The sequence below is a fragment of the Streptomyces sp. JL2001 genome (genome assembly GCF_050917515.1).
Lineage (GTDB): Bacteria > Actinomycetota > Actinomycetes > Streptomycetales > Streptomycetaceae > Streptomyces.
Genome location: NZ_CP169421.1, coordinates 6,934,573 through 6,952,364, shown reverse-complemented (window position 1 = coordinate 6,952,364; position 17,792 = coordinate 6,934,573). Strand labels below are relative to the sequence as shown.

General features: G+C 74.8%; 12 protein-coding genes. 11 read left to right on the top strand and 1 reads right to left on the bottom strand.

Translation table 11 applies throughout. The features are described 5' to 3' along the window. Window positions 1–47 precede the first annotated feature (47 nt). The 11 genes from lysW (at window position 48) to ACE1OA_RS30960 (ending at window position 16,417) form a co-directional block, all read left to right on the top strand. Window positions 48–218 carry a lysine biosynthesis protein LysW gene (gene lysW / locus ACE1OA_RS31010; RefSeq protein ID WP_147980279.1) on the top strand — a complete coding sequence of 57 codons (171 nt, stop codon included), beginning with the start codon at window positions 48–50 and terminating at the stop codon, window positions 216–218. A gap of 3 nt (window positions 219–221) precedes the next feature. Then, a complete protein-coding gene (gene argC / locus ACE1OA_RS31005) occupies window positions 222–1,247 on the top strand; it encodes an N-acetyl-gamma-glutamyl-phosphate reductase (protein WP_356605431.1) in 1,026 nt (341 codons plus the stop codon). A gap of 89 nt (window positions 1,248–1,336) precedes the next feature. Next, on the top strand, window positions 1,337–2,209 hold the full coding sequence (locus ACE1OA_RS31000) for a [LysW]-aminoadipate kinase (protein WP_384870012.1): 873 nt from the start codon (window positions 1,337–1,339) through the stop codon (window positions 2,207–2,209). A gap of 2 nt (window positions 2,210–2,211) precedes the next feature. Further along, on the top strand, window positions 2,212–5,628 hold the full coding sequence (locus tag ACE1OA_RS30995; RefSeq protein ID WP_432753724.1) for a non-ribosomal peptide synthetase: 3,417 nt from the start codon (window positions 2,212–2,214) through the stop codon (window positions 5,626–5,628). Beyond that, entirely contained in the window at window positions 5,625–6,860 is a 1,236-nt protein-coding gene (locus ACE1OA_RS30990; RefSeq protein ID WP_432753723.1) for an acyl-CoA dehydrogenase family protein, read from the top strand. The genes ACE1OA_RS30995 and ACE1OA_RS30990 overlap by 4 nt, the downstream gene beginning before the upstream one ends. Next, on the top strand, window positions 6,857–7,942 hold the full coding sequence (locus ACE1OA_RS30985; protein ID WP_361314611.1) for an acyl-CoA dehydrogenase family protein: 1,086 nt from the start codon (window positions 6,857–6,859) through the stop codon (window positions 7,940–7,942). The genes ACE1OA_RS30990 and ACE1OA_RS30985 overlap by 4 nt, the downstream gene beginning before the upstream one ends. 20 nt (window positions 7,943–7,962) lie before the next feature. Beyond that, window positions 7,963–9,318, top strand: coding sequence for a M20/M25/M40 family metallo-hydrolase (locus tag ACE1OA_RS30980; RefSeq protein WP_432753722.1), 1,356 nt, complete (start codon window positions 7,963–7,965; stop codon window positions 9,316–9,318). A 32-nt stretch (window positions 9,319–9,350) separates the two neighbouring features. Then, window positions 9,351–12,704: an amino acid adenylation domain-containing protein gene (locus ACE1OA_RS30975; protein WP_432753721.1), complete on the top strand. Its 3,354-nt coding sequence runs from the start codon at window positions 9,351–9,353 to the stop codon at window positions 12,702–12,704. Window position 12,705: 1 nt separating this feature from the next. Further along, the gene (locus ACE1OA_RS30970) at window positions 12,706–14,349 is read left to right on the top strand and encodes a condensation domain-containing protein (RefSeq protein ID WP_384870003.1); all 1,644 of its coding nucleotides are present in this window, start codon (window positions 12,706–12,708) and stop codon (window positions 14,347–14,349) included. Between the two features lie 14 nt (window positions 14,350–14,363). Next, entirely contained in the window at window positions 14,364–15,140 is a 777-nt protein-coding gene (locus tag ACE1OA_RS30965) for a tryptophan 2,3-dioxygenase family protein (protein ID WP_356605447.1), read from the top strand. Further along, a complete protein-coding gene (locus ACE1OA_RS30960) occupies window positions 15,128–16,417 on the top strand; it encodes a tryptophan 2,3-dioxygenase (protein WP_432753720.1) in 1,290 nt (429 codons plus the stop codon). Before ACE1OA_RS30965 ends, ACE1OA_RS30960 begins: the two co-directional genes overlap by 13 nt. 13 nt (window positions 16,418–16,430) lie before the next feature. Here the strand turns inward: ACE1OA_RS30960 and ACE1OA_RS30955 are convergent, their stop codons facing one another. Next, window positions 16,431–17,720, bottom strand: a complete 1,290-nt coding sequence (locus ACE1OA_RS30955; RefSeq protein WP_432753719.1) for an MFS transporter — start codon at window positions 17,718–17,720, stop codon at window positions 16,431–16,433. Between the last annotated feature and the right edge of the window lie 72 nt (window positions 17,721–17,792).

Sequence of the window (17,792 nt, the reverse complement as noted above, 5' to 3'; positions counted from 1 at the left end):
GACGACCACACCGTTCCGTTCACCTGTCCCACCGGAAAGGAATTCCCTTGCTCAAGGAAGCATGCCCCGAATGCGCGGGCGATGTCACCGTGGCCCCCGAGATCGAGCTGAACGAGATCGTGGAATGCGCGGAATGCATGGCGGAGCTCGAGGTCGTCTCGCGCGACCCGTTCATCATGGCCATGGCTCCCGAGGCCGAAGAGGACTGGGGGGAGTAGGAAGTGATCCGCGCCGGAATCGTCGGAGGAGCCGGGTACATCGGGGGCGAACTGCTCCGGATGCTGACCGGCCACCCCGAGGTCGAGGTCGTGGCCACCACGTCGACCCGCCTGGCCGGCAGGCGGGTCGACGGCAGCCACCCCAACCTGCGGGGCCGTACCGACCTCAGCTATGTGTCCCCGTCCCAACTCCCCGACTGCGACGTGCTGTTCTTCACGTCCTCCAGCCTGGACGACCTGGCGGGACGGGCCGAGCTGGCCGCCCGGGCCAAGATCGTCTACGACCTGAGCGCCGATCTGCGGCTCAAGGACCCCGCGCTCTACCGCAAGCACTACGGCCGGGAGCACCCCGCGCCGGAGCTCCTTCCCGAGGCGGTCACCGGGCTTCCCGAGACCCACCGCGAGCACCTGCGCACCGCCGACCTCGTGAGCGTGCCCGGCTGCATGGCCACGGCCTCCATCCTGGCCCTGCGCCCCCTGGCGGCCGAGGGACTGATCGAGTCCACCGTCACCGTCGACGGCCGGGTCGGCTCCAGCGGCTCCGGGGCGTCGGCGGGCGAGATGAACCTGCACTCCGAACGCAGCGGTGTCCTGCGGGTGTTCGCCCCGCTCAACCACCGGCACCAGGCCGAGATCAGCCAGGCGACGGGGCTCGACGCCCTGATGACGGCGACCGGGGTGGACGCGGTCCGCGGCGTGCAGGCGGTCTGCCGGGCCACGGCCCGGCCCGGCGTCACCGAGGCGCAGATCCGTTCGGCGTACCGCGCCCACTACGCGGACGAGCCGTTCGTCCGGGTCGTCGCGCAGAAGCGGGGAAACTACCGCTTCCCCGAGCCCAAGATCCTGCTCGGCTCGAACCACTGCGACGTCGGCTTCGCGTACGACCCCGCCTCGGGTCAGCTCCTCGCGATCGGGGCGCTGGACAACCTGGTCAAGGGCGGTGCCGGCAACGCGGTCCAGAGCCTGAACATCCGGATGGGCTGGGACGAGCGGACCGGGCTCGACTTCACGGGCCTGCACCCGCTCTGAGCCCCGCACGTCGTCCTCCCACGTCGTCCCCCTCCCCTCTTCCCGGCTCCCTCACGCCGATCCGATCCGCTTCCGAGAGGCAGCAAGAGATGAATCACCCCGTCACCGTGGTCAAGTGCGGCGGCAGCCCGGAGATCGACCGGGAGGCGATGTGCGCCGACATCGCCGCGCTCGCCGCCGGCGGCCACCGAGTGGTGCTGGTGCACGGCGGCGCCGCCGAGGTCGACCGGCTGGCGGACCGGCTCGGCGTCCCGCAGCGCCGGCTCACCACCCCGAGCGGCTCGTCGAGCCGCTACACCGACCCGGCGACGCTGGAGGTGCTGCAGCTGGCGCTGGCCGGGAAGGTGAAGCCGGCCCTGGTCGCCGCCCTCGGCCGGGGCGGCGCCCGCGCGGTCGGGCTGACCGGCCTCGACGGCCGCACGGTCACCGCCCGGCGCACCGCCGCGCACCGGGCGGTCCTGGACGGGCGGAAGGTCATGATCCGCGACGACCACAACGGGCGGATCAGCCGGATCGACCCGGCCCTGCTGCGGCTGCTGCTCGACGAGGGGATCGTCCCGGTCCTGTCGCCGCCGGCACTCGCGGAGGACGGCGCCGCGGTCAACGTGGACGCCGACCGGACCGCCGCCGCCGTGGCGGTGGCGCTCGGCGCGGCCCGGCTGGTGCTCCTCACCGGGGCGCCGGGCGTGCTGGCCGACCACCGGGACGAGTCCTCGCTGCTCTCCGGCTACGAGGTCCCGGCGGAGGGCCCGGTGGGAGACGCCGCCGTCGGCGGCATGAAGGCCAAGCTCCAGGCCGCCCGGGACGCCCTGCTCGGGGGCGTGGCCGAGGTCCTGGTGGCGGACGGGCGCACCGGCCGCCCGGTCTCCGCGGCGATCGAGGGTGCCGGAACCACCGTGCGGACGACCGCCGCACGGGACGCGGGCGGCGCGGCGCCGCTGACCACGGTGGGGAGCCGATGACGATGCCGGACACCACGAACACCCACACCTCCGCGTCGCCGCGGGCGGCGGGGACCGACGGCCCCGCGGGACCGTCGGCCGCGCACGGCACGACGCCGCCGGCCACGCCGGCGCGCGGTACGGCCGCGGGCGCAACCGGCGGCGCCCGGAGCCTCGCCGAGACGCGCAAGGCCCTGCTCGCGCTGCGCGAGCGCCAGCGCGACACGGCCAAGGCCACCACGGACACCATCACCCGCGCCACCCGGGACCGGGCCCTGCCCCTCTCCTTCACCCAGCAGCGCCTGTGGTTCCTCAACCAGTGGTCGCAGGGACAGCCGGTCTACAACGCCCCCTCGGTGCTGCGGCTGCGCGCCCCGCTGGACCTGGCCGCCTTCCGCCGGGCCCTGACCGCCCTGTTCGCGCGGCACGAGATCCTGCGCACCCGCTACCCCGAACAGAACGGCGTGGCCTACCAGCACGTCGACCCGGCTCCGGCCGAGGTCCCCCTGGCGGTCGTCGACCTGACCGGCGCCGAGGACCCCGAGCAGGCCGTGCGCGAGCACGTCCTCGCCGAGGTCCGGCACTCCTTCGACCTCGCCGCCGAGCACGCGCTGCGCGCCTCGCTGGCCCGGCTCGGTCCCGAGGAGCACATCCTCGTCCTGGCCATGCACCACATCGCCACGGACGGCTGGTCCACCGACATCCTCACCCACGAACTGGTCGAGCTGTACCGGGCGGAGAGCGCCGGACGGGCTCCCGTGCTGGCCGACCTTCCCGTCCAGTACGCGGACTTCGCCGTATGGCAGCGCGGCCGGCTGACCGGCGACGTGCTGGACCGCCAGCTCGCCTACTGGCGGGAGCGGCTGACCGGCCTGCCGACCCTGGACTTCCCCGCGGACCGGCCCCGGCCCGCCGAGCCGACCCGGGCCGGCGCCACCCGGGTGGAGCTGCTGCCGCCGGACCTGCTGGCGGACCTGCACCGGCTCGCGCTGAACGAGCGTGCCACGCTGCTGACCGTGGTGCTCGCCGCGTTCAACGGGCTGATGTCCCGCTACACCGGACAGGACGACATCGTCCTCGGGTCGGTCTTCTCCGGCCGCACCCGCCCCGAGATCGAGCAGCTCATCGGCTTCTTCTCCAACACCCTGGTGCTGCGCACCTCGACGGCCGGGGACCCCACCTTCCGCGAGCTCCTCGCCCGCACCGGCGAGACGGTGATGGGCGCCCACTTCCACCAGGACCTGCCGTTCGGGATGCTCGTGGACGAGCTGGCGCCCGAGCGCGACCCCAGTCGCAACCCGCTCTTCCAGACCTGCTTCACCCTGCAGCACGCCGCGGCCGGCGAGGCCCGGGTGGGCGAGCTGTCCGCCGAACCGTACCCGGTCGACCCCGGCACGGCCCGGTTCGACCTCGCCGTCCAGCTGACCGAGGTGCCGGGCCAGGGCCTGCGGCTGTGGGCCGAGTACTCCACGGAGCTCTTCGACGCGGACCGCATCGAGCGCCTCTTCGGCCACTACGCCCGGATCCTGCGCGCGGTGGCCGCCGATCCCGGCCTGCGGCTGAGCGAACTGCCTCTGCTGACCGGGCCGGAGCGCCGGCGGCTCCTGTCCGACTGGAACGACACGGGCCGGGAGTTCGGCACCGAGGACCTGTGCCTGCACCAGCTCTTCGAGTCCGCCGCCGACGCCCGCCCGGACGCGGTGGCCCTGACGTACGAGGACGAGCGCGTCGGCTACCGGGAGCTCGACGAGCGGGCCAACCGGCTCGCCCACGCGCTGCGGGAGACCGGTGTGGGACCGGAGTCCGTGGTCGGCGTGCTGGCCGCGCGCGGTCCCGCCCTGCCCACCGCCTTCCTCGCCGTGCACAAGGCCGGCGGCGCCTACCTGCCCCTCGACCCCGACCATCCGGCGGCCCGCCGGGAGCTGCTGCTGGCGGAGGCCGGCGCGACCGTCGTGGTCACCACCGCGGAGCTCGCCGGGACCCTCCCCGACACGGTCACCGCCGTCCTCGTGGACGATCCGGCGCTGGGCTCCCGGCCGGCGGACCGGCTGCCCGCCGCGGCGGGTCCGGAGAACCTCGCCTACGTCATCTTCACCTCCGGTTCGACCGGCCGCCCCAAGGGCGTCCAGGTGGAGCACCGCTCGATCGTCAACTTCGCGCGGGCCATCACCGAGCTGTTCCGGATGGGCCCGGACGACCGGGTCCTGCAGTTCGCCAACCCGTCGTACGACGTCAGCCTCTTCGACTTCTTCTCGGCGCTGACCAGCGGGGCGGCACTCGTCCAGGCGCCGCGCGCGACGCTGCTCGACCCGGACCTGCTGACCGGGCTGATGCGCGCCGAGCGGGTGACGGTCGCCGACCTCCCGCCGGCCGTGCTCGGTGCGCTCGACCCCGGTCGACTGCCCGACCTGCGCACCCTGTTCGTGGGGCTGGAGGCGTTCCCCGGGGAGCTGGTCAACCGCTGGAACACCGGGAGCCGCGAGTTCCACAACGGCTACGGGCCCACCGAGGCCACCGTCGCCTGCGTCGACCACCGGTGCGAGAAGACCGAGCACACGGCGATGCCGCCGATCGGTCTGCCGCTGGCCAACTACCAGGCCCACGTGGTCGACCGCTTCGGCGCCCTGGTGCCCGTCGGGGTGCCCGGCGAGCTGCTCGTCGGCGGGGTCGGGGTCGCCCGCGGCTACCTCGGCAACCCCGAGGAGACCGAGCGGAAGTTCGTCCCCGATCCGTTCGGGGCGCCGGGTGGGCGGCTGTACCGCACCGGAGACCTGGTGTCCCGCCGGGCGGACGGCCGCCTGGACTTCCTCGGCAGGGTCGACCAGCAGATCAAGATCCGCGGACTGCGGATCGAGCCGGGCGAGATCGAGCAGGCCGTCACCGCGGAGGCCGAGGTCGCCGAGGCCGTGGTCGTCGCGCACGGCGAGGGCGCCGACGCCCGGCTGGTCGCCTACGTCACCGCCGTGCCCGGCGCGGAACTCGACGTCGAGTCGCTGCGCCACCGGCTGGGCGCCCGACTCCCCGCGCATCTGGTGCCGGCCGTCTTCGTCCCGCTGGCGGAGCTGCCGCGGGCGGCCAGCGGCAAGCTGGACCGCAAGCGCCTTCCCGAGCCGGACGCGGCCGCGCCCGTGGCCGCCTTCGAGGCGCCCGCCACGGCGACCCAGCTGGCACTCGCCGGGATCTGGACGGACATCCTCGGCCGCGACGGCTTCAGCGTGCACGACAGCTTCTTCGGCGTCGGCGGCAACTCCCTGAAGATCACCCAGTTCGGTGCCCGGGTCCGGGCCCGGTTCGGGGTCGAGCTGGAGCTGCGGGACCTGTTCGTCAACAGCACGCTGGGTCAGCTCGCGGACCTGATCGAGCGCCGTGAGCTGGAGTCCGTCGACGAAGCCGAGCTGCTGGCCCTGCTGGAGCTCGCGGAACAGGACGACGCCCGATGAGCGCCCCCGGGACCCCGACCCGTACCCCCGCTCCGACCGGCTCCCTCCCGGGCACCGGGACCCGGGCCGGCGCCGGCACCCTCGCCGGGCTCTCGGCCGGCGAGGCCGCGTTCCGCCACCAGGTCCGCGAGCTCCTCGCGGACGACTCCGTCCGGCGCCTGGCCGAGGAGATAGCCGCGTACCCCCCGGGAGTCGAGGCCGCCCATCTGGACGTCCGCCGGCGTCTCGGGGAACGCGGCTGGCTCGCCCCGAACTGGCCCGAGGAGTACGGCGGTTCGGGTCTGGGCGCGGCCGAGGCCGCGATCGTCACCGAGGAGATGACCCGCGCCGGGATCCCGGACGACGTGCATGTCCTGAGCGTCGACATCGTCGGCCGGTTCCTCCTCGAAGTGGGCACCGAGGAGCAGAAGAAGCGTCACCTGCCGCCGCTGGCCGCCGGAGAGGAGATCGCGACCGTCCTGTTCACCGAGCCGGAGGCCGGGTCCGACCTGTCCGGGCTGCGCACCACCGCCCGCCCGGACGGCGACGGCTGGCGGCTGTACGGCCGCAAGATCTACAACATGAAGTCGCTGTACGGCGAGGTGGCGCTGTGCGCCGCGCGCACGACCGACTCGCCCGTCGCGATGCACGGGATCACGCTGTTCCTGCTGCCCCTGCGCTCCCCCGGCGTCCACGTCGAGCCCGTCCCCGCGATGTGCAACGACCGGTTCAACCTGGTGGTGATGGACGGCGTGCGGCTGACCGGGGCGGACGTCGTCGGCGAGGTCGACGACGGCTGGCGGCTGATGACCGAACTGCTCCAACTGGAGCGCACCGGCATCGACTTCCACGCCAAGGCACGCCGCCTGCTCGATCTCGTGATCGAGCGCGCCGCGGCCGGCGGCCGGCTCGACGACCCCGCCTACGCGCTGCCGATCGCCGCACTGGACGCCCGGCTCAACGCCGGGCACGCGATGGCCTGGGAGCAGGTCCGCCGGCTCGGCGCCGGCCGCCCCGACCCGGTCTCCTCGGCGATGGCGAAGTGGTACGTCTCCGAGCAGATCCGGCCCGTCCTGGAGACCGGCCTGGAGGTCGGCGGCCTCGACGGCGTCCTCACCGCGTGGGACGGCGGCGCGCCCGACGGCGGCCTGCTGGAGGCGGGGATCCGCCTCGGCCCCTCGCACCGGCTGGCCTCCGGGACCTCGGAGGTCATGCTCTACCTGATCGCCACCAACGGGCTGGGGTTGCTGTGACGACGACCGCGCTGCAGGAGCTGTACACCGACGACCTGGCCCCGGTACTGCGCCGGCTCGGCGAGCGCCCTCGCGGCGCGGGCGCCGACGCGCCTCCGGACGAGGAGGACGCCGGGATCCGGGCGGCCGTGTGGGCCACCCTGGCCGAGCTCGGCGCGCTGCGCCTGGAACGGCAGGCCGACCTGGTCGAGGCCGTCGAGCTCATGGGGGCGGCCCTGCACCAGAGTCCGTTCGCGGACACGGTGACGGCGGCCGAACTCCTGACGGCGACCGGGGCGCCGGAGTACCGGCCGGTGCTCGACGCGATCGCCGAGGGCGCCGCGACGGTGGCCCTCGCCGTCCGTGCCGAGGGACGCACCGGGCCGGCCACCCCCGGTCCGCTCGTGATCGAGGGCGAGCCGGGCGCGCCCACCGTGAGCGGCACCCGGGTCTTCGTGGCCTTCGCCGCCGACTGCGGCCGGCTGGCCGTGACGGGCACCGTGGACGGCCGCGTGGTGCTCGCGCTGGTGCCGGCCGACGGTCCGGGGGTGCGGCTGCGCCGCCAGGACGACATCGGGCGGGGCGACCTGTACGAGGTGGTCCTCGACCGCGCGGCCGTGCTCGGTTCGGTCCACGACGTCGACGCCGCCTACCCCGCGGTGCTGGCCCGCGCCCGCGTCCGGCAGGCGGCGCTGCTCGCGGGCTCGGCCCGCGGCGCCCTGGAGCTCACCCGGGACCGGCTCCTCTCCCGCCACGTCTTCGGCGAGCCGCTGGCGCGCCATCAGGCGCCCGCGTACCGGCTGGCCGCGCTGGCCGCCGAGATCTCCACCGTCCTCGCCTTCGCCCGCGCGTGCGCGGCCGCCGCCGACCGGGGGGAGGACGTGCGCCGGCACGGTGCCCAGGTCCTCCACCTGGCGGGCGAGCTGGCCCGCCGTACCGCGGCCGAGGCGGTCCACCTGCACGGCGCGTACGGCATGACCGAGGAGTGCGACGCCCAGCTCTTCCACCGCCGCGCCGCCGTCGACGCCCAGTGGCTCGGCACGGGCACGGAGCTGCTGCGGGAGACGGCCGCGCTGCTGACCGCCGCCCACCGGGCCCCCTGACCCCGAAAGGTCCCCCTTCCATGCCGGCCGATCCCGCCGTGTCCCCGTTCCTCGATCCCGTGCCCCTGCTGCGGGACCTGATCCGTATCGACACCACCAATCCGCCCGGCGACGAGAGCGCCCTCATCGCCCACCTCGAACGCCTCCTGGTGGACGCGGGCGTGAGCGAGTACAAGGTGGTGGGCCCGAGCCCGGAACGCGCCAATCTCGTGGTCCGCTTCCCCGGCCGGGGCGAGGCTCCCCCCCTGCTGCTGCACGCCCACGCGGACGTCGTCCCGGTGACCGGGCAGCGGTGGACGCATCCGCCGTTCGAGGGTCGCCTCGTCGACGGCGAGGTCTGGGGCCGGGGCGCCATCGACATGAAGGGCGGCCTGGCGATGATGCTGGCGGCCCTGTTCCGGCTGCGGGAGCGGGGCGAGCGGCCGGCCGGGGACGTGATCCTGGCCGTCGTCGCCGACGAGGAGAACGGCAGCACCGCGGGGGCGACGTACCTCGTGGAGAACCATCCCGAACTCTTCGACGGCGTCCGCTACGGCATCGGCGAGGAGGGCGGCGCCGGCATCGAGCTGGCGGGCGTCCGCTTCCACCCCGTCGTCGTCGCCGAGAAGCGTCCCGGCTGGCTGCGGCTCACGCTGCGCGGCCCGGGCGGGCACGGCTCACGGCTGGCCGCCCCGGGCAATCCGGTGGCCCGGCTCGGCGGGGTGCTCACGGCGCTGAGCGGCGTGCGGCTGCCCCGCCACCGCACCCCGGCCGCGGACCGGATGCTCGCCTCCCTCGCCGGGGCGCTGCCCGGCCCGCTCGCCGCCTCCGTCGAGCGCCTGCGGACGGACGACGCGGACGACGCGCCGCCCACCGGGCTGCCGCTGGAGGAGGCCCTCCAACTGGACTCGGTGCTGCGGCACACGGTCAACCCGACCGTGGTACGCGCCGGGCGGAAGATCAACGTGATCCCGGCGGAGATCACCGTGGACGTCGACGGGCGGATCCTGCCTGGCGCGTTCGAGGTGGCGGACCTGATCGCCGAGATCCGTCCGCTGATCGGTGAGGACGTCGCCGTCGAGCTCCTCCACGAGGACCCCCGGGTGCGCCCGGAGCTGATCGCGGAACCGGAGTTCGGGGCGTTCTACGACCGCCTGGAGTCGATCCTGCGGACGGCGGACCCCGAGGCCGTACCGCTCCCGATGGTAAGCCCCGCCTCCACGGACGCCGGGATCTTCGCCCGGCTCGGCATCCGCTGCTACGGCTGGCTGCCGCTGCGGCTGCCCGCGGGCAGCGACCACCGACGGCTGCTGCACTGCGCGGACGAGCGGGTGCCCGTCGACGCCCTCGAGTTCGGCACCGAGCGCCTCATCGAGCTGCTGCGCAGCCACCCCTGACCCGGCCCCTGCGGACGAAGGCCCGTGACCTCATGGATTCCGACCTCCTCTCCCCCCGGCGCGCCGCGCTGCTGAAGCGGCTGCGCGAGCAGCGCGGCCTCGCCGTCGCCACGGACGGCGTCACCCGGCGTCCCGACCCCGACGCCCCCGCCGCCCTGTCCGGTGGTCAGCGCCGGCTGTGGTTCTTCGACCAACTGCGCCCCGGCAGCCCGGTGTACAACATCGGCTGCGGGGTCTGGCTGCGCGGACCCTTCGACACGGCGGCCCTGGAACGGTCGCTCGGTGCGATCGTCCGCCGCCACGAGGCGCTGCGCACGGTGTTCCGGCCGGGTCCCGACGGGTCCGTGGAACAGCTGGTGCTGCCCGCGGCGGACACGCCCATCCCGCTGGTCGCCGTCACCGAGGCCGGCGCGGACGCCGCCGTGGCGCTCGCCGGACGCATCGCGGCCGAACCCTTCGACCTGACGGAGGGGCCGCTGCTGCGCTGCCGGCTGCTGCGCAGCGCCGAGGGAGAGCACCTGCTCGTCCTGGCGATGCACCACGCGGTGTCCGACGGCTGGTCGCTCCAGGTCCTCGTCGGGGAGCTGGTGGAGCTGTACGGCGCGTACACGACGGGGACGGAGCCGCGCCTGCCGGAGCTGCCGGTGCAGTACGCCGACTACGCGGCGTGGCAGTCCCGGTGGCTGGAGTCCCCCGCCGCCGCCGGTCAGCTGGGGCACTGGCGGTCCCGGCTCGACGGGGCGGCCCTCGTGGAGATCGCCACCGACCGGCCGCGCCCGGCGGCCCCGACGTTCGCCGGCGCCCAGACCCGCTTCCGGGTCGGGCCCGAGGCCGGACGCCGGATCTCCGACCTGGCGGACAGCTGCCGCACCACCCCGTTCGTGGTGGGCATCGCCGCCTTCGCGGCCGTGCTCGGCCGGTTCAGCGGACAGCGGGACGTGGTGGTGGGGACGCCGGTGGCGGGCCGGGGGCGGGCCGAGGTCGCCTCGCTGGTGGGCTTCTTCGTCAACACCCTGCCGGTGCGGATCGACCTGTCCGGAGACCCGAGCCTGCGGGACCTGGTGACCCGGATGCGGGACGAGGTCCTGGACGCGCGCGGCAACGCCGACCTGCCCTTCGACCACCTCGTGGAGGAGCTGCGCCCGCAGCGCGACGCGGGCGGCCGGACCCCGCTGGTCCGTCACCTCTTCCAGAGCGACGAGCGCCCGCGCGCGTCCGTCGTGGTCGGCGAGCTGGAGATGGTGCCGGTACGGCTCGACACCGGGACCGCCAAGTTCGACCTGGCCGTCGACCTCACCCCGCGCGCCGACGGCGGCTTCGACGGGCTGATCGAGTACAGCACCGAGCTGTTCGACGCGGAGACCGCGGCCCGGATCGGCACGGCCCTGCGCCTGGTGCTGGAGACCGGTGACCCGGAGACCGCGCTGTCCGCGCTCGCCGTGCTCACCGAGGAGGACCGCACCCGGCTCGTGGCGGACTGGAGCGGCGCCGGGGTGCCCCCGGTCCCCGCTCCGCGGCCGACGGTGCACGCGCACATCGAGGCGCAGGCGGACCGCACTCCGGACCTGGTCGCGGTGGAGTGCGAGGGCCGCACCCTGACGTACGCCGCGCTCGACCGCCGGGCCAACCGGCTGGCGTGGGCGCTGCGGGAGCTGGGGGTGGGGCCGGGGAAGCCGGTCGGCGTGGCGCTGCCGCGCTCTCCGGAGCTGATGGTCACCCTCCTCGCGGTGCTCAAGGCGGGCGGCGCGTACCTGCCGCTGGAGGCGGACTACCCCCAGGCCCGCATCGAGACGATGCTCGCCGACGCCGGGGCCGAGGTGGTGGTCACCGACACCACGGCCGTGCCGGCCGGACTGGTCGGTGCGGCGACGGCGGCCGGGGCCCGGGTGCTCTGCCACCGGAAGGACGCCGGCCTGATCGACGGACGGCCGGAGGACCGGCCGGACTCCGGGGCCGGCGCGGGCGACCTGGCGTACGTGATCTTCACGTCCGGTTCCACGGGCCGCCCCAAGGGCGCCATGAACGAGCACCGCGCGGTGGTCAACCGGCTGCTGTGGATGCACCGCACCCTGGGCCTGGCCGAGGGCGAGGGGGTCCTGCAGAAGACCCCCGTCGGGTTCGACGTGTCCGTGTGGGAGCTGTTCTGGCCGCTGATGGTCGGCGGCCGGTGCGTGCTGGCCCCGCCCGGCAGCCACCGCGACCCCGAGCGCCTGTGCGCGCTGATCGAGTCGGCCGGCGTCACCACCGCCCACTTCGTGCCGTCGATGCTGGCGGCCTTCCTCGGCGCCGACCGGCTGGACCGGGCCGGTACGGCGCTGCGCCGGATCGTGTGCAGCGGCGAGGAGCTGCCCGCCGCGCTCGCCGACGCCTGCGCGGCGGCGTTGCCGGAGGCGGCGCTGTTCAACCTGTACGGCCCGACCGAGGCCGCCGTCGACGTGACCTGGTACGCGTGCGCCGAGGGCTACGGCTCCTCCGTGCCCATCGGCCGTCCCCTCGACGGCGCCCGGGTGTACGTGGTCGACGCGTCGGGCCGGCCCGTGCCCGTCGGCGTGCCCGGCGAGCTGCTGCTCGGCGGGGTGGCCGTCGGCCGCGGCTACTGGCGCCGACCGGGGCTGACCGCGGAGCGGTTCGTGCCGGACCCGTTCGGCGAGCCGGGCGGCCGGCTGTACCGCACCGGCGACCTGTGCCGGTGGCGGAGCGACGGCACGATCCAGTACCTGGGCCGCATCGACCACCAGATCAAGCTGCGCGGCATGCGGATCGAGCCCGGCGAGATCGAGGCGGCGCTGCGCGCACGGCCGGAGGTCGACTCGGCCGTCGTCGGGCTGCGCGCCGGACGCTCCGGCACTCCCGTCCTGGTCGGGCACGTGCGGCCCGCGGGCGCGCCGGACGCCGCCGACGGCGGCGCCGGACTCGTGGAGCGCCTGCGGGCGTACCTGCGGGAGACGCTGCCCGCGCACATGGTGCCCTCCGCCCTCGTGCTCGTCCCGGAATGGCCGCTCAGCCCGAACGGCAAGCTCGACCGCGCCCGGCTGCCCGATCCGCTGCCGGCCGAGTCCGGCGCCGGGCACACCGCCCCGGCCAGCGACCTGGAGCGGGAGCTGTGCGCGCTCTGGTCGGAGGTGCTCGGGGTCGAGCGGGTCGGCGTCACCGACGACTTCTTCGACCTGGGCGGGCACTCCCTGCTCGCCACCAAGCTGATCGCCCGGGTACGCGCCCGGCAGGAGGTCGAGCTCCCGCTCGACCGGCTGTTCACGGCCCCGACGGTCCGGGCCATGGCCCAGGCCGTGACCAGCGCCCGCCGCCGACCCGCCTCGGCGCCCGCGCTGCGCCGGATCGACCGGTCGCGCTACCGCGTACCCGCCCCTTCGACTTCGGAGTCCTGAGATGACCGAGGAACTCTTCACCCTGCCCGCCTCCTTCGGGCAGCAGCGGCTCTGGCTCGTGGAGCAGGCCCAGCGCGGATCCGCCCTCTACACCATGCGGGCCGCGCTGCGGCTGCGCGGCCCGGTGGACACCGGCGCGCTGGAGCGGGCGCTGACCGAGGTCGTCGCGCGGCACGAGGTGCTGCGCACGGTGCTGCGGCCGGCGGGCAACGAGATCGCCCAGATCGTGCTGGCCCCCGCGCCGGTCGAACTGCCCGTCGTGGACGTGCCGGACGGTGTCGACGGGGCCGTCGCGCTCGCCGCGACGCTCAGCCGCGAGCCGTTCGACCTGGCCGCGGGGCCGCTGCTGCGCTGCTCCCTGCTGCGGGTCGGCGAGGACGACCACGTCCTGCTCGCCCTGGTGCACCACAGCGTCTGCGACGGCCTCTCCCTGGGAGTCCTGCTGCGCGAGCTGACGACCCTGTACGAGCCGTGCCTGCGCGGCACCGGGCACACGCTGGAGGAACTGCCGCTGCAGTACGCCGACTACGCGGTATGGCAGCGCGAGCAGGTGGAGACCGGCGCGCTGGAGGAGCAGCTGGACCACTGGGCGACGCGGCTCGGCGGGGTGCGGGAGCTGCGGCTGCCGGCCGATCTGCCGCAGCCGCCGGAGCGGGCGTACGCGGCGGTGTCCGCCCCGGTGAAGGTGTCGGCCCCCGTCGTGCGGCAGGTGCGGGCGACGGCTCCGGGCGGCGGGGTCACCGCGTCGATGGTGGCGCTCGCGGGCTACGCCGTGGTGCTGTCACGGTGGAGCCGCCAGGAGGACGTGGTGGTCGGGATGCCGGTCGCGGGGCGGCCCGAGGTCGACCTGGAGCCACTGGTCGGCTTCTTCGTCAACACCCTGCCGGTGCGCGTCGACCTGTCCGGCGACCCGTCGTTCGGTGCCGTCCTCGCCCAGGTCCGGGACCGCTGCGTGGAGGCGTACACCCACGCCGACGTGCCGTTCGAGCTGATGGTGGAGCGGGCTCAGCCGGAGCGGCGGGCCGGCCGGCTCCCGGTCGTGCAGACCCTGCTCAACGTGCAGCGGGCCGTCCCGGTGCACCTCGGATCGATCCCCGGCGTCCGGCTCGATCCGGTGGAACTCCCGGACACGGCACTGCACTTCGACGCCGTCGCGGACATCGTCGAGTCCGACGACGCCCTGCTCGGCCATGTCTCGCTCTCCGCCGACCTGTTCGTCCCGGAGACCGCCGAACTCGTCGCCCGCTCGGTGCTGTCGGTCCTGCGCGCGGCCTCCGCCGCGCCCGGCACGCCCGTGTCGATGCTGCCGTGCCCGGTCGCCGACGCCCGGGAGGCGCCCGCGGCGGCGGAGCCGGAGACGCTCCCGGATCCGGTCGTCGCCCTCGGCGGCGGGCTGCCGGAGACGCCGGGCGAGCACCTGCTCGTCGAGCTGTGGCGGGAGGTCCTCGAGGTCGGCGAGGTCGGGGTGCACGACGAGTTCTACGCGCTCGGCGGCAACTCGATGCGGGCGGTCCGGATCGTCATGGCCGCCCGCGACCGGGGCCTCGAACTCCCGCTGGACCGGATGCTCGGCCGGCACACCGTCCGCGAACTCATGACGTCCGTCGGTTCCGGGGCCGTCCCCGTGGCCGTCCCCGCCCTCTGATCAGGAGAACCACCGTGTCCGCACCGACCACCGACGACTACGCGGTCCCCGTCCTGCCGGGCGAGGGCGCCACGGACTACGCCCGCTACATGCGCACGGACACGCTGCTGTCCCTGCAGCGGCGCCCCGAGGAGATGATCCACCGCGACGAGCTGCTCTTCCAGACCGTCCACCAGTCCACCGAGCTCTGGCTCAAGCTGGCCTGCCACGAACTCACCGAGGCGACCCGGCTGATCGAGGACGGCGCCTTCGACACGGCCGTACGGCTCCTCGAACGGGCCACGCTCGGCGCGCGGTTCGCCACCGACCAGCTGGAGATGATGCGCCGGCTGTCCCCCTGGGACTTCCAGATCATCCGTACCGTCCTGGGGCACGGCTCGGGATTCGAGTCCCCCGGCTGGAAGGCCACCCGCCGCACCACCGAGCTGCTCGGCCGGGTCTTCACCCGCGTGGTCGCCGAGCAGGGCATCGATCTGGCGGAGGTCTACCGGTCGCAGCCGGACACGGCGGCGCACCGGCTCGCGGAGGCGCTGATCGGCTGGGACGAGCGGATCTCGCTCTGGCGGATCGAGCACTGCAAGATGGCGCTGCGGCTCCTCGGCGACGACGTGGTGGGCACCAAGGGCATCCCGATCGGTGTCCTCACCAAGCTGATCAGCCACACGTTCTTCCCGGAGCTGTGGCACACCCGCACCGAGCTGACCCGCACCGGGCCGATGGGCGACGCGGTCGAGACCTCGGCCGTCGCGACGACGGGCACCGACGGGGGGCTGCGCACATGCGCGAGCTGACCGCGTGGCTCGACGCCCCCGAGGCCGCCGCCTTCCCCTACCGGCCGGTGCTCGCGGAGTTCCACCGGGTGGGCAAGCACTTCGTCGCGGACGGCCTGCTCGCGTCCCTCGCCGCGGCACGCGAGCGGCTGGCCGAGCTGCCTCCCGAGGCGTCCGTGGCGCCCGGCCGCAGGCTGCTCGACGGCTTCCTGGACACCGCGCTGGACAAGTGGGACGGGCGCTACGACTACCCGACCTACACCGCGCTCGTCCTGCTGGCGGCGCCGGACGCCGGTCCGGGGACCCGGGTGCGGGACCACCGGGACCGGCTGGTCGCGATGCTGCTGGCGGACCTGCTGCGCTTCGAGCGGGAGGCGGCGGCCGGCGCCACCGGCCTCTTCCCCGAACTGCGCCCCGACGCCTCGCTGGTGGCGAAGCGGTACCGGCTGGCCCTGCGGGTGGCACTGCCGGCGCTGCGCCGCCTCGGGCTCGACCACCCGGATCCCGGTGCGGAGCCGGGCGAGGCCGCCCGACTCCTGTGGGAGACCGTCTCGGGCGCCCTGGACGAGGGGGAGCGCCAGGTGCTGCGGCTGAGCATGCTCCCGGTGTACGTCTCGCACGACGAGTACCTGTTCGTCCGGGTGCTGCAGGCCTTCGAGGCGACGTTCGCGCTGCTCGTCGTCCGGCTGCGGGCGTCGATCGCGGCGCTCGACGCGGACGACGAGGCCGGCGCGGTGCGCAGTCTCGGGGTGGCCGAGTCCGCGCTCGCGGAGTCGGCGCCGCTCTTCTCGCTGCTGGCGACCATGCAGGCGGCGGCGTTCCAGGAGTTCCGGCAGTTCACGGAGGGCGCCAGCGCGATCCAGTCGCGCGGATACAAGCTCGTGGAGTCGCTGTGCCGCACCCCGGACGCCGAACGGCTGCACTCGCACGCCTACCGGTCGGTGCCGGAGGTCCGGGCCGGGGTCCTCGACGGGCAGCGGACGCTGGACGACGCCTACCGCGGGTACCGGGCGCGCCGGGGCGACGGAGAGGACGTCCGGGACGGGCTGACCGGCGCCATGGCCGGCTTCGCGTCGGCGCTGCGGCGCTGGCGGCAGACGCACTACCGGCTGGCGGTGCGGATGCTGGGCGAGCGCAGCGGCACCGGGTACACCGAGGGCACGCCCTATCTCAGCGCCGTGCGCCGGATACCCGTCTTCGACTCGGTGCCGACGGCCTCCGCCCCGGACTCCGGGACGGAGGACGAGGCGAGGGCCGGGGCGGGAGCGCAGCGGACCGCCGGGGTGACGGTGGGCTGACCACCGGGGCCGGTCAGACCGCGGTGCGGTCCGGGAGCCGGCCGAGGGTCCGTACGGAACGCCCGCAGATCGGCAGGACGGACAGCAGCAGCACGACGGGCGCCCCCATCAGGGTGACGCGGGCTCCGACGGTGTCGGTGAGCACACCGGCGGTGGTCGTCCCCAGGGTGAGCATGCCGAAGGTGATCAGCCGGTAGGTGGCCGTCATCCGCGCGTAGACCCCGGGCGGGGTGAGCCGCTGACGCAGCGTCACCGCGATGACGCTTCCGGCCGAGGCGCCGGCCGTGCCCAGGAAGTAGGCGAGCGCGGCCCAGAGGAGGTCGCCGGAACCGCCGTCGACGGCGGTGAGCAGGAAGTACGCGGTGGTCGAGAAGGACAGCACCGTGAGGAACGCCCGGCCGAAGCCGAGCCTGCGGATCAGGGCCGGCGCCGTGAGGGCTCCGAGGATCGCGCCGATGCCCCCGGCCACCATGACTGCTCCGAAGTCGCTGCCCCCGTGCCCGAGTTCGCGGACGAAGCGCATCAGGAACGCCAGGTTCACCAGGGCTATGCCGGCGTTGTAGATGCCGGCGTGCACGGCGACGGCGCGGATGGGCGCGCTGCCGAGCACCGAGCGGAGCCCTTCGGCGAGTTCACCGCGCAGGTCGCGGTCGGCCGGTCGGGGTACCGTCTTCTCGCGGTGCCGGATCAGCATCAGCGCGCTGGCCGAGGCGAGGTAGGACAGGGCGTCGAAGACGAGTGTGGCGGCCGGACCGAAGAGGCCGGTCAGCCAGCCGGCGAGCCCCGGTCCGCCCGTTCCGCCGAGCGCCTGATTGACCGTCACCAGGCTGTTGGCCGCCGGGAGCCGGCGCTCCGGGAGCAGCCGGGGCAGGTAGGACGTGGCGGCGATGTCGTACACGATCGTCAGTGCGCCGCCGACCAGCGCGATGAGGTAGACGTGCCACAGCGCGAGGAGGTCCAGCAGGGCCAGTACGGGGACGCCGAGCACCAGGACGAACCGGGCGAGGTCCGCGGCGATCATCACGGGCCGGCCCGCCCTGCGCTCCAGCCAGACCCCCGCGAACAGCGGCAGCAGGAAGAACGGCGCCATGTAGAGCGTCTGGAGCAGCCCCACCTGCACCCCGCTCGCCTCCAGGGTCGTCACCACGAGCAGCGGCAGCACGAACTCGGTGATCTTCGACCCGAACTGGGACACCAGGTCCCCCGCCCACAGGGCCCGGTAGTCCCGGCTGGTGCGCAGCGGATGGCGTTCGGGGGTCCGGACGCCTCCCTCGGCCGCGCCGATCGGTTCGGTCGTCGTCATGGTCACCTTCCACGGGTCTCGTCCGGCAGCGGGAGACCGGGGACCGGGCACCCTGACGGACTCTCGCCGCCC

Excerpts from the sequence above, each read along its gene's own strand:
- ACE1OA_RS31000 (WP_384870012.1), top strand. The coding sequence starts at position 1,337 with ATGAATCACCCCGTCACCGTGGTCAAGTGCGGCGGCAGCCCGGAGATC.
- ACE1OA_RS30995 (WP_432753724.1), top strand. The coding sequence starts at position 2,212 with ATGCCGGACACCACGAACACCCACACCTCCGCGTCGCCGCGGGCGGCG.
- ACE1OA_RS30990 (WP_432753723.1), top strand. The coding sequence starts at position 5,625 with ATGAGCGCCCCCGGGACCCCGACCCGTACCCCCGCTCCGACCGGCTCC.
- ACE1OA_RS30980 (WP_432753722.1), top strand. The coding sequence starts at position 7,963 with ATGCCGGCCGATCCCGCCGTGTCCCCGTTCCTCGATCCCGTGCCCCTG.
- ACE1OA_RS30975 (WP_432753721.1), top strand. The coding sequence starts at position 9,351 with ATGGATTCCGACCTCCTCTCCCCCCGGCGCGCCGCGCTGCTGAAGCGG.
- ACE1OA_RS30970 (WP_384870003.1), top strand. The coding sequence starts at position 12,706 with ATGACCGAGGAACTCTTCACCCTGCCCGCCTCCTTCGGGCAGCAGCGG.
- ACE1OA_RS30960 (WP_432753720.1), top strand. The coding sequence starts at position 15,128 with ATGCGCGAGCTGACCGCGTGGCTCGACGCCCCCGAGGCCGCCGCCTTC.
- ACE1OA_RS30955 (WP_432753719.1), bottom strand. The coding sequence starts at position 17,720 with ATGACGACGACCGAACCGATCGGCGCGGCCGAGGGAGGCGTCCGGACC.